10 protein-coding genes are annotated in these 13446 nt (G+C 34.3%); 3 read left to right on the top strand and 7 right to left on the bottom strand.

Annotated elements, in window-relative coordinates; translation table 11 throughout:
- Positions 1–50: 50 nt before the first annotated feature.
- From E0I61_RS14090 to E0I61_RS14060, 6 genes are all read right to left on the bottom strand, one after another.
- Positions 51–416 carry a GyrI-like domain-containing protein gene (locus E0I61_RS14090; RefSeq protein WP_132072182.1) on the bottom strand — a complete coding sequence of 122 codons (366 nt, stop codon included), beginning with the start codon at positions 414–416 and terminating at the stop codon, positions 51–53.
- Between the two features lie 174 nt (positions 417–590).
- Entirely contained in the window at positions 591–1169 is a 579-nt protein-coding gene (locus E0I61_RS14085) for a protoglobin domain-containing protein (protein WP_132072180.1), read from the bottom strand.
- Between the two features lie 328 nt (positions 1170–1497).
- Positions 1498–1980 carry a GyrI-like domain-containing protein gene (locus E0I61_RS14080; RefSeq protein WP_132072178.1) on the bottom strand — a complete coding sequence of 161 codons (483 nt, stop codon included), beginning with the start codon at positions 1978–1980 and terminating at the stop codon, positions 1498–1500.
- 33 nt (positions 1981–2013) lie between these two features.
- The gene (locus E0I61_RS14075; RefSeq protein ID WP_131997836.1) at positions 2014–2553 is read right to left on the bottom strand and encodes a GNAT family N-acetyltransferase; all 540 of its coding nucleotides are present in this window, start codon (positions 2551–2553) and stop codon (positions 2014–2016) included.
- Positions 2550–2834 (bottom strand): toxin-antitoxin system YwqK family antitoxin, encoded by a 285-nt coding sequence (locus E0I61_RS16340; RefSeq protein WP_165930234.1) that lies wholly within the window; start codon positions 2832–2834, stop codon positions 2550–2552. The genes E0I61_RS14075 and E0I61_RS16340 overlap by 4 nt, the downstream gene beginning before the upstream one ends.
- 110 nt (positions 2835–2944) lie before the next feature.
- On the bottom strand, positions 2945–3316 hold the full coding sequence (locus E0I61_RS14060; protein ID WP_131997864.1) for a VOC family protein: 372 nt from the start codon (positions 3314–3316) through the stop codon (positions 2945–2947).
- Between the two features lie 471 nt (positions 3317–3787).
- On the opposite strand from E0I61_RS14060, the gene E0I61_RS14055 reads away from it, so the two are divergent.
- A complete protein-coding gene (locus E0I61_RS14055) occupies positions 3788–4618 on the top strand; it encodes an ice-binding protein (protein ID WP_132072176.1) in 831 nt (276 codons plus the stop codon).
- A 218-nt stretch (positions 4619–4836) separates the two neighbouring features.
- Here the strand turns inward: E0I61_RS14055 and E0I61_RS16610 are convergent, their stop codons facing one another.
- Positions 4837–5139 (bottom strand): transposase, encoded by a 303-nt coding sequence (locus tag E0I61_RS16610; RefSeq protein ID WP_394346069.1) that lies wholly within the window; start codon positions 5137–5139, stop codon positions 4837–4839.
- Between the two features lie 1459 nt (positions 5140–6598).
- Here E0I61_RS16610 and E0I61_RS14045 point away from each other — a divergent pair.
- Together E0I61_RS14045 and E0I61_RS14040 are read left to right on the top strand one after the other, a co-directional pair.
- On the top strand, positions 6599–12934 hold the full coding sequence (locus E0I61_RS14045) for a gliding motility-associated C-terminal domain-containing protein (RefSeq protein ID WP_132072174.1): 6336 nt from the start codon (positions 6599–6601) through the stop codon (positions 12932–12934).
- A gap of 160 nt (positions 12935–13094) precedes the next feature.
- Positions 13095–13446: PorP/SprF family type IX secretion system membrane protein (locus E0I61_RS14040; RefSeq protein WP_131997845.1), on the top strand; the 352-nt coding region annotated here is incomplete at its 3' end.

The raw sequence follows: 13446 nt of genomic DNA, 5'->3' as shown, positions 1-13446 counted from the left end.
TTGTTCAAAACCACTGCTTATTGTACCGGCAGTGGTTTTGTCATTTATAACTATCGTGTTTTTGATAAATAATCAGGAATCCAAATTTCCTCTTCGGAACTGGGATCGTTATTCTTGTATTTTTCTCCCAATAATTCAAAATGGAATCTGCCATCCAAAACATATTCAGAGTTGGGCAACCAAGTTTCAAAAATATGCTGAAATGTTTTTGAAGCTGTCGATACATCGCCTTTGTGAACAAAAACTGCATACAATCCTCCAGCCAAAATAATCGGTTCCATTGCTTCTGGAATTTCATTGAAATCAGTTACAGCAACGGCTGCCCATTTTTCGAATTCAGTATTGGGATTAAAAGTATTAAAATACGAAGCTTCATATTTTTGCATGGAATACAAATCTGTACCTCTGGGATTCATATAAATGTTTTTTGCTTTTCACTTCTAAAAGATCATTTAATCTAACTTATTAGGAGCTTAAAATCGGGAGATTTTGTCTTTATTTTGTATTAGGTGAAAAAGAATAACCCGATTAATCTTTTGATGAGAAAAAATAAAATCCGGCTATTCCATTTTTTTGAGATAGGATTTCAATCAGAATTCATTTTTGTTGATGTAAGGATACGTCCAAAGAATTACAGTAAGCGTTACGGCTTTAAACCAAGCGGAATACATTGCTTCCACAGTTTCGATATTGTGTCCCTTTTTAGTTAAAAATCCTTTGATAGTTGCAGTAATTGGAAAAATAAATGCTACCATATAACGGTAGTGGATAATAGGAACGGTGTCCACATTGTCCGTTTTGTTTTTCTTACTGCTGTGATGCCTCAAAGCAATTTCGTGTTGATAGTTCAGCCAAGTTTGGTCATATGGTTTGTTGCATAAGTCCATAATCCATTGTTCAAACCTAGCTCTAACAGCTGTGAGATAGTCCATATTGGGCTGTCCGTTTTTAGAAAAATAATGAACCAGGTGTTCGTTACCGCCAACAAAACCATACCAAAGGTCAAGTATCTCATTTGTTTGGTCTTTTAATACTTCGCCTGCAAGACGTAGATTTTTTTCATCTTCTTCTGTAAATAATACCGTTTTTTTAAGGAGCTCTAAATCGGCAATGCTTACAGGTGATTGCCCCACTTGCCCGTAGGCATAACCTTTGATGTCTTTTTCCATTTTTTTAAATTTAATTAATGAAACAAGATATAAAGTTAGTAAATAAATTTATGAATTTTGCTGGAAATAGTATTGTTAATGTCTGAAAACCAATTATTTAATACTGTTTTATTTTATAAAGTAAGGGCAATGGTTCAAAATGTATTGGGTTCATCATTGATTTTGTGACCAAAACTGCAGCACAAACACATCATAATAAAAATTAACCATGAATCCACACAAATAAAAGAACTAACAAAATCAATTCACACGAATTTTATTTAGAAATTAAAAAAATTCATGCTAATTAGTGATACCGAATCCTCGGGACGTGGCGAAAATAGATGTTTTATTTTTTGAGTTGGATTGGAATCCAAATTTCCTCTTCAGAACTGGGATCGTTATTCTTGTATTTTTCTCCCAATAATTCAAAATGCATTCTATCATCCAAAATATATTCAGAGTTGGGTAACCAAGTTTCAAAAATATACTGAAATGTTTTTGAAGCTGTCGATGCATCTCCTTTATGAATAAAAACGGCATACAATCCTCCAGTCAAAGTAATCGGTTCCATTGCCTCTGGAATTTCATTGAAATCAGTAACAGCAACGGCTGCCCATTTTTCGAATTCAGCATTTGGATTGAAAGTATTAAAATACGAAGCATCGTATTTTTGCATGGAATACAAATCGGTACCAATACTATTTTGGATTTCCTTTCGCCTTGGCATAAAGCTTTTCCAAAGTTCTGCTGTTTTATTATTGGATAACGAAAGTGTTATTCGTCTACCAACAAACTTTTTCTCAGGTAGCGTTTCAATTCTTGGGATCATATAAAAGTTACTTTTTTTAGCATGAGCGAATGATTAATCGGTTGCTAAAATAGCGTAACCGTAATTATCGGACCAGCCGGATGATAAGGGCAATAATTTTCGGGAGTGGGCTTCTCTTGTCATTCCCGTTTTTTCCAAAACATTGATAGAACCAATGTTTCCCAACGCACAACCCGCTTCAATCCGATGAAGATTAAGTTCATTGAAACCAAAACGAAGTATTTCTTTCAAAGATTCCGTTGCGTAGCCTTTGTTCCAATGGTCTTTATGGAGTTTAAACCAAACTTCGGCATTTTTATATTTTACTTTCCCCAAATTGATTCCAATTAATCCAATAATTTGATTTCCAGTATTCAATTCGACCGCAAAAGTAAAATGGGTCGTAAGCGTTTTGTTATTTTCAAAAATCCACTTTTCTAAAAGTAGTTTTGTTTCTTCGATAGTTGCCGGAATTCCTAACGTATTGAATTCATCCGTTTCTTTCAAAGAATGCAATTCGTGAATATAATCTAAATCCAATAGTGTAATTGGCCTTAGAATTAATCGTTCCGTTTTGAGGATTATGGTGTTCATTTTTTGTTTTTAATGATTTTATCGTTTTCAAAAGTCTCTTGATATTCTACTTCGTCGTTTCTGTCATACCGAATAAAAGAACCGTTTTTCTTGCTATTTTTGAAATTTCCAATTTGCCAAAGTTGCCCGGTCTCCCGATAAAACAGCCACTCTCCTTCCATCAGTCCATTGATAAAAGTGCCTTTTGCTTTTACTTTTCCATTTTTGAAAAAATAAGTCAATTGGTCCCCAACTAACTCATGGGCAATTTGTCCGTTTACGTAGTACTTTTTATCTAACATTTGAATTTAATTATATTTTTAGATGAGAATTGATCCTATTTAGAAACACGTAAGGCATTTTTACTATTGAATCGAAAGATATATCCGAGATTTAATAATGCGAAAATAAATTAACGATGTTGGTCAATCAAAATAACATTTCCGTCCGGATCAGTTACCATAAAACCAGCGGGTCCAGAAGTTTTCTCATCCACTTCAGGGTCTATTTTGAGACCTTTACTTTTTAGTTTCCGTTGAATTTCTCTAACGTCGTCAAACTTTGCTATGTTGTTAGCATTTTCATCCCAACCTGGGTTAAAAGTCAAAATATTATTCTCAAACATTCCTTGAAAAAGCCCGATTAGTGAATTCTCATTTTTCATTATGAGATAATTTTTTTCTAAACTACCTGCAAACACTGAAAACCCCAGATTCTCATAAAATTGTTTTGATACTTGAATGTCCTTGACATTAAGACTTACTGAAAACGCTCCTAATTTCATATTTTCCTCTTTTTTTATATTGTTTTTATTATTTGATTGCTTAATCTCACTCTTGTTGTCGTTTTTGTTTGAAACCAAAGTATTCACGTAGAAACCAAGTCCAAACGAGATTAGAAATCCAAAAATAAACAATGTTGTCTTTTTCATTTCATACTATTTTTAATGTTAATAGTTTTATTTTTTTGTTTTTAATTAATAGTGTCTGACCGTGCTCATTTGCAATCCGTACCCATAAACACAAGTGCATTTATAAATATTTAGCATTCAAATTGCCAACCAATCTTTGTGGGCACGGAAAGAATTTCTACGTTATCGAAGTGTTAACTTATCCCAGCGATTATGCAATAATAATTATTAATATTCACATACATGATAATTAAACAACATTTAACTGATATTGTGTAACTTAATTGATAATAAGTTAGTTACATTTGTTTCTTGACAATAAAGTCACAACATAAAACAAAAAAAATGAAAAAAAACAAATTATTCCCAATCATAGCAGTACTATTGGTTGTTTTAATGTCTAGTTGTGATCAAAATAATGATATTGTTACTCCTTCTGGAACTTCTGCTGCTTCAACTCCTAAAATGTCATCTAACCATACTGCAGTTGGTAAATCAGTTGGTACTTCCGCAAAAGTTAGTTCATTGAATGCCGTCAATCTTGGAATTGCAGGGGATTTTGCAATTCTTTCAAAATCAGGAATTACAAATGTTTACAAATCAACTATTACTGGTGACATTGGATCAAGTCCAATTACTGGTGGTGCTGTTTTAGTTGAATGCAACGAAGTTGTAGGGACAATATACACAGTTGATGCTGCGGGACCACTTCCATGTAGTATCACTAACGCTACAAGATTAACAGTTGCTATTGGAGATATGGAAACTGCATACAAAGATGCTGCCGGAAGATCTAATCCTGATTTTTTAAATTTGGGTGCTGGGGATATTGGAGGAAAAACACTTACTCCTGGATTATATAAATGGTCAACTGCACTAATCATACCTACAGATATTACTATTTCTGGTAGTTCAACAGATGTTTTTATTTTCCAAGTTGCAGAAACTCTTAAATTGAGCTCCGGGGTTAGAATTACTTTAACTGGAGGTGCACAAGCCAAAAATATTTTTTGGGTAGTTGCAGATGCGGTTACATGCGGAACTACTAGCCATTTTGAAGGAACGATATTAGGAATGACGGGGATTAATTTGCAAACTGGCGCAACAATAAACGGAAGAATGTTGGCACAAACTGCCGTAACTTTACAAAAGAATACTGTTACACAACCTCAATAAGTAAACGAATAAATATATTTTATTAGAAGCTGTCCAAAGTAATTTTGGGCAGTTTTTTTATTCAATAAAATGGTACTAAAGAAAAGGAATAGAAGAAAAATCATTACTGTTTAATGAATATAAACTTGAGATACATACCCTACCTAAATCCTTCATTATTGTTGGGTTAATTTAATTTTTATAAGCCATCAAATAATAAATTTATAGGTATAGGCGCTTTAATCGTACTTGTTAGTTGTTGATTTTACTGAAATTACTTTGTAATTAACCATCTTTCTTATTAACACTTCGGATATTGTTTCCATATTTAACCTTCTATTATATCTAAAATGATATTCTTTCAAATAATCCTGCATATGTTCTTTGCTACAATGATGATGTATTCCTCTAAGCCATCCTTTAATATTCATTATGTGAATATGTAACTCTTTAAAGTTTTTTCCGTCATCCCAGTCTACTTGTTTCAGGTTAAAAAAATCTTTTTTCAACGGACTATAACATCTCCATTTATCAGTAAATATTGTAACTTCTTTTAAGTATATTTATTTAAAATAGTCCCTTTCTATTGCCTAAGAATGTTCTTTGACTTCATAAGCACGTCCAACACCGTCCTCTAAAATTTCTAAGGCAAGAACAACCAACTTCTTCAATCCTCTACTTCTCCCTTTCTTATTTACTTCTGGGCCCCAACCATAAACTCATCAACATGAATAACTCCTGTTAATGGGTGGCTCAAGCTACTTTTCATTGCTTGTTACATTTTTGACTTGAAAGACCAACATGTCTTTTGACGAAGTTCAAACTCTGAACTTAATTCTAAAAATGACAACCTTTCTTCTTAGTACTAATTTTAAAAACAATATAGAATGCGATCAAAAGCGAAAATTTAAATTTCACAACCAAAAGCATTCGTTTTCTAAGTAAGCTATTTAAAAAAATCTGTTAAAAAATCATATTCATAATTCTTTTCTTCTATAATTTTTAACTCCATTTTAATAATTATTTTTTCCTTCCTTAACTTTTTTAAAATAATATTTTAAAATTATTAGGGTATAACTTATTTTAAAACTAAATAAATGTTAAAGTTTTAAAATAAAAAAATGCTTTTTTAATTAAAAATTACACTTCAACGAGTATTTAGGTTACTGGTAGAAAAAAAAAATCAATCTTGCTAATTCTTTGTAATTTTGATTGTATATAATAAAAGTCTGTTAAACATCTAAAAAACAGATAATTGCTTTACGAGGAAAAGATTCTTTAACCCCAAAAAAGAAAGCTTTCATCCCTGAAAAAAATTTAGAAATACACCTAAATTTTTAGACCTAAATTTTGAAATATAAATCTGGAACTGATTCAAAAAAATTAAAAAATAGACTTTTTAATTTTTCAAATTCGATGAAAAAATCAAGCAATACTATTTACTCGCAAAATTCTTGCCGTTTGACAAATCATTGCATTTTTAACTAAAATAGTTGAGTATCATGAAAAAAACTTACTCCAAAACAAAAACCAGGTAGTTCAGCTTGCTCCTATTCTAATTTCCAAACCAAAACGCCCCCCTCTATAGTCAATAATATTAGATGATATTAAATATTTCTATACATTATAATTAAGACTAAAAAACAATACCACAATCGTCAGTTTTATAAATAATAAATTAAAATTTGATTGTATGAATTCAAAAATTACTTTCCTTTTACTAGCTTTCTTCATGTTTGTTGGTAATCTAAATTCTCAATTCGACGCACAAAAGCATTGCAATAACCTAATATCCATTTTAGGATTTCAATCAAGAAAAGTTTTCTATTGCAGTCAACTAATGAGTTACTTGAGAGCATATTCAATGTACATTATTTCTGATTTTTTTAGGTATGAAAGTTCAACAAGAACTATTTATCCATCAAATTGTACAACAATTTTCAAATATGAATTTTGCTATGTATAATCATTTCACTTTCTAACGATTTAAAACAAATCAATATGAAATCAACTTTTACTAATTCGACAAGGCTATTTGCTATTTTTTTATTAACTTTTTTAAGCTTTCCATTGGTCACACTTGCGCAAATTGGTCCAGGTATTGCTCCCGTTAATTCCCCAAGTGGAGGATTTAATGTTGATGGAACGCTTATTGCAAATTCAGCCACGGGAGATTGGACGGACGGGACGGGTTCTGGCGGTTTTATACTTAATAATTCAGGAGGCGCTTTAAATACCGGAACTTCTTATCACCTGTATGACCTGTATAACGCTTCTGCTGATAACATTTTTGGTGGAGGAGATAAAGTAGGCGACAATCCAAACAGTTGGACATCGACATCCGGTACAGCCAATGATAAAACTGACATGAATAACGCATTGATCCATTTAACTACTGATTCAAATGGAAATGTATGGGTTATTTTTGCAGCTGATCGTCTAAGTAACAATGGAAACGCTTATGTTGATTTTGAATTTCTTCAAACGCCTATGACTAAAACAACTACTGGTTTCGCTACTTCGGCACCAGCTTCAACCGGCGGAAGAACATTGGGTGATTTTTTATTAACAGTATATTTTGAAAGTGGTATTGCTAAATTTGACATTCAAAGATGGGAACTTAATGGAAGTACATGGGAATATAAAACCTATTTTTCAGCTCTACCGCTTAACTCCGTATTTGCGGCAGGAAATACAAGTAATATTCCTGTACCTTATCAAGCATTTGGGGTTAATAATTACCCTCAAAACACATTTATTGAATCAGCAGTAAATTTAACAGCAGTATTAGGAGCAATTGATCCATGTACAAGTCTAAAAATAAAAACTGTTTTTGTTAAATCTAAAACTTCTACATCATCTACTGCAGCGATTAAAGACTTTTTTAATCCAGTTGCTATTGATAACCTTACCCTAGGAAGTGCTGATGCAGGAGATGATGCTACTGTTTGTTCAGGATTGCCATATACGCTTCAAGGATCAGCAGTTCCTAGCAATGGGTATCAAGTTATATCCAAAACTTGGTCAGTTTTAAGTGGTTCCGCTACCATAAATGACCCAACAAATCTCAATTCAAATGTTAGCATCACTGGAACTGCAGCAACATTCCGACTTACAGTTGTTACTGGTCCTATATCTGGTCCAGGATCACAATGTACAGTAACGGATGATGTAACTATAACCGTTAATCAGCCACCCACCTGCTCTATATCAGGTTCAGATGGTCCATTATGTCCTTCATCTTCTTCTAATATTTATTTAGCTTCAGTCAGTGCTTCTTATGCATGGAGTATTTCAGGAAACGGGTCAATAATTGGAAGTACAAATTCTCAATCGGTTTCAGTAACTACTGGTTCCGGTTGTAATGCAACTTTCTTGTTATCATTAATAATTACTGATGCCAATGGATGTACCTCAACTTGTACAAAAACTGTTACAATAGTAGATAATACAGCACCTATTATAAGTACTACTGCTGCATCCCTAAATCAAACACTACAATGCAACAATACAGCTGGTATAACTGCTGCTTTAGCGTTATCTCCTGCAGCTACAGATAATTGTACTCTTGCTCCAACTAAGGTTTTAGTAAGTGATACTACAACAGCTGATCCGAATTGTAACAATGCTTATGTAAGAGTGCGTACTTGGAACTTTACTGATGGTTGTGGAAATACTTCTGCTAATTTTATACAAACCATTACAGTGATTGACAATACCATTCCAGTAGTAAGTACGACTGTTGCTTCGCTAAATCAAACACTGCAATGCAACAATACTGCAGGTATAACTGCTGCATTAGCGTTATCTCCTGCTGCTACAGATAATTGTACTCTTGCTCCAACTAAGGTCTTAGTAAGTGATACTACAACAGCTGATCCGAATTGTACCAATGCTTACGTGAGGGTGCGTACTTGGAACTTTACTGATGGTTGTGGAAATACTTCTGCTAATTTTGTTCAAACTATTACAGTGATTGACAATACAGCTCCCATTCTAAGTACAACTGTTGCTTCGCTAAATCAAACATTAGAATGCAACAATACTGTCGGTATAACTGCTGCATTAGCGCTATCTCCTGGTGCTACAGATAATTGTACTCTTGCTCCAACTAAGGTCTTAGTAAGTGATACTACAACTGCTGATCCTAATTGTAGCAATGCTTATGTGAGAGTGCGTACTTGGAACTTTACTGATGGTTGTGGAAATACTTCTGCTAATTTTGTTCAAACTATTACAGTGATTGACAATACAGCTCCCGTTCTAAGTACAACTGTTGCTTCGCTAAATCAAACATTACAATGCAACAATACTGCCGGTATAACTGCTGCATTAGCGTTATCTCCTGGTGCTACAGATAATTGTACTCTTACTCCAACTAAGGTCTTAGTAAGTGATACTACAACTGCTGATCCTAATTGTACCAATGCTTATGTAAGAATCCGTACTTGGAACTTTACTGATGGTTGTGGAAATACTTCTGCTAATTTTGTTCAAACTATTACAGTAATTGACAATACAGCTCCAACTTTTAATGAATCATTACCATCTAACATAACCGTAGAATGTAAAGCTATTCCAGTTGTAAAAACATTGACAGCTACAGACAATTGTGGTATTGCAACAATTAATTTTTCTGAAACAGAAACCCCTGGAAATTGTCCTGGTTCTTCTACTATTTTAAGAACTTGGATAGCTACTGATTCTTGTAATAATAAAACTACGCATACTCAAACAATAAAAGTTCAGGATACAACAGCTCCAACTTTTGCAACCCCTGCAAACATAACACTTTCAAGTGATGCAAATTGTCTTGCTGACATTAGTACTAATTCAACTGGAACAGTAACAAATATTCAAGATAATTGCGATTCTAATCCATTAGCTACCTTTGTTGATTCTGAATGTTTTGGAAGTTCGGATGAACAAGAAATAAATGCTGGAAATGGAAATTATTTTCCTTTCACCATATCTGGTTTTGACAATTTAACGGCCGCTAATATTGAAAAAATTAGTTTGGCATTCGAAACAAATCAAGGGAAAGGTAGAGCTGAATTTATTTTAGTTGCTCCAAATGGTCAAGCAGTTAAATTAGTTGGACCTTATTGTGAAGGAGGAGAATGTGATAATGCATCATCAAATACTCAAGAACTATATCTACCTGTTTTTTATCCTAATAATTCAGGTTATACAAAATGGAATAATAACGATTTTATTCAAGATGGGATTAGTCAAAACTTAATACCAAATGGAGAAACTACTTCTTCAAATAGTATTCTTGGAGTATCTTCTTTTGTTTCTAGTTTTGAAGAATTTACAGGGTCTATGAACGGCACTTGGTTTATATATTCAAAAAAACAAGCTAATGTAAATGGTAGTGTTAAATTTAAAAGTGTTTGTTTGAAACCCACTAGTCTTTGTGTAGGAAATAAAGTGATTTTTAGAACTTGGACAGTAACCGATACCTGTGGAAATAAAGCTAATTCAACTCAAACTATTAAAATTATTGATACTAATTCTCCAACTTGGATTACTGTAACAGATGCTCTAAACACCTCACTCGAATGCAATAATACGGAAGCTTTGGCAATTGCCCAGTCTCTTAATCCAATAGCAAAAGACAATTGTGATACGGATGTTTCCAATATCACTAAAGTAAGCGGTGCGTTTGTAGCTTCTTCTGAATGTGCCAATGCAGGAACCTATACCAACACTTGGACTGTAAATGACGATTGTGGAAACACTTCAGCTGTATTTACTCAAGTAATTACTATTCAAGATACTACTGTTCCAACTTGGTCTACTCAAGCAATGGTTTTAAATACTACTGTAGAATGTAGCAACACGGAAGCTTTGGCAACTGCTCAAGCGGCATTCCCTACTGCATCTGATTTATGTGATGCGGATGTTTCCAATATCACTAAAGTAAGCGGTGACTTTGTAGCTTCTTCAGAATGTGCCAATTCCGGAACGTATACCAACACTTGGACTGTAAATGACGATTGTGGAAACACTTCTCCTGTATTTACTCAAGTAATTACTATTCAAGACAAAACGGCTCCAACTATTAATGTCATTGCTTCAAATATAACTGTTGAATGTGATGGACAAGGGAATCAAAATTCCATAAGCAATTGGTTAGCAAATAATGGTGGAGCAACAGCTATAGACGATTGTTCCGATGTAACTTGGACTAATAACTTTAATACACTTTCTAACGACTGTTCATCTGCAGTAACTGTAATATTTACCGTTAAAGATGCATGTGGAAATAGCTCTTCAACATCAGCTACGTTTAGTGTAATAGATACGACTGTTCCTATAGCTCCTGAAGCTCCAGCAACTATAACCGTGGCTTGTGCCACAGACGTTCCTGCAATAACATCACTTACAGCAACTGATAATTGCAATAGTGAAATCACTGCTGAAGGAATTGATGTAATTGTTCAAGGTGACTGCCCGAACTCATTTGTTATTACAAGAACTTGGAGATTTACTGATGCTTGTAGCAACTCATCTTCTACTTCACAAATCATTAATGTAATTGATACTGTAGCACCCGTAATTAATCCACTGCCTGAGGCAACAACTATTTCTTGTCCTACTTTGCCTGTATTCGTTACGGCTACTGCAACTGATAATTGTGGTTCGACTGTAGCATTAGCTTTTGAAGATAAAACTATAAATGGTCAATGTGCTGGTTCTTATTCTGTAACTAGAACTTGGACTGCAACAGACGCTTGTGGAAATGCTGCTACGGCTTCACAAACCATAAATGTTCAAGATACAGCTGCTCCAATTATTACTGCTTTACCGGAGGTGTCAACTATTTCTTGTCCTGCAACGCCTGCATTTACTCAAGCAACTGCAACTGACGGATGTGGTTCGACTGTAACTTTGACTTTTGCGGATGTAACTACAAATGGTCAATGTGCTGGTTCTCATTCTGTAACTAGAACTTGGACCGCTACTGATGCTTGTGGAAATGCTGCTACGGCTTCACAAACCATAAATATTCAAGACACAACTGCTCCAGTTATTGCTGCATTACCGGGAGTTTCAACTATCTCTTGTCCTGCAACGCCTGTATTCGCTCAAGCCACTGCAACTGACGGATGTGGTTCGACTCTTACTTTGACTTTTGAAGATGCAACTGCAAATGGTCAATGTGCTGGTTCTTATTCTGTAACTAGAACTTGGACTGCTACGGATTCCTGTGGAAATGCTGCTACGGCTTCGCAAACCATTAATGTTCAAGATACAACTGCTCCAGTTATTGCTACATTACCGGGAGTATCAACTATCTCTTGTCCTGCAACGCCTGTATTCGCCCAAGCCACTGCAACTGACGGATGTGGTTCGACTCTTACTTTGACTTTCTCAGATGTGACTACAAATGGTCAATGTGCTGGTTCCTATTCTGTAACTAGAACTTGGGCTGCTACTGACACATGTGGAAATACTGTTACGGCTTCACAAACCATAAATGTTCAAGATACTGTTGGCCCAACAACCGCCTCTCAGTTCAGTTCAACTATTAATGTGAATTGTGATGTAATTCCTGCTAAACCTGAACTTGTATTTGTAGACAATTGTTCTACAGTTTCTCCGGCTATTTTTACTGAAAACATCATAAACAGAACCGAAAATTCTTATTCGATCGTAAGAAAATGGTCTGTATCTGATGCTTGTGGAAATGCATCAGAGTTTATTCAAATCATCAATGTTACTATTCCTAATAGTATTGTCACTATAAACAGCTCAATTTGTAATGATGGAGAAATCACAACAACCAATCTAAACGATTTATTACCTGTGGGCACTCCTACAAACGGAACTTGGATTGATGTAAATAATTCTGGCGGTTTACAAGGAAGTATTCTTAATGCTTCTGGTCTTTCAGCAAGAGATTATATTTTTGAATATAAAATTAATGACGCAACTTGCCCTAGAACGATAAGAGTTACAATGACTGTGAATACTGGTTGTGGTGGTATTGTATTAGCTTGTGGAACGGTATTAGTTCACAACGCTTTTTCTCCAAATGGAGATGGAATCAATGAGGTATTTGTAATCGACAATATTGATGATACCGTATGTTATCCTGATAATACTGTTGAAATTTATAACCGTTGGGGTGTATTGGTTTTTGAAACCAAAGGATATAACAATACCGATAAAGCCTTTAAAGGGTTCTCTGAAGGTAGAGCAACTATTAGTAAATCATCAGGATTACCTGCCGGTACTTACTTTTACATCTTAAATTATACTTCGGTTGATAATGATGGAAAAATTATACTGAATAAAAAAGACGGGTATTTATACCTTACTAAATAATCAAATTTTATGCCTGAGGACTTTTTGTTCTCAGGTATAATAACAACAACTGCAATAGCCCTATTTCAACTAACTGATAACAGTTATCAAATTTATCAATTGATCTGCCGGATTCTTACAAATCAGTTTGATAGATAATTTAAAATAATAAACAGCTACTATGAAAACAAAACTATTCTCTTTCGTTTTGATGTTTACAGCCATTGTAAGTTTTGCGCAACAAGATGCGCAATTTACGCAATACATGTACAACACAATAAATGTTAATCCCGCTTATGCTGGGTCTAGAGGCGCCTTAAGTATTTTTGCCTTACATCGTACGCAATGGGTAGGATTAGATGGTGCTCCGGTGACTAATGCCGTGTCTGTAAATACCCCCCTTAACGCAACTAATTTAGGATTGGGGGTATCGATTATAAATGATAAAATTGGGCCAACTACTGAAAATACAATATCGGCTGATGTATCTTACACCGTTCCAACTTCTGAAACTTTTAAGCTATCTTTTGGTA

It is taken from the genome of Flavobacterium ranwuense (assembly GCF_004349315.1).
GTDB classification, from domain to species: domain Bacteria; phylum Bacteroidota; class Bacteroidia; order Flavobacteriales; family Flavobacteriaceae; genus Flavobacterium; species Flavobacterium ranwuense.
Note: the sequence above shows the minus strand (reverse complement) of the source record. Positions and strands in the feature narration are given on the sequence as shown.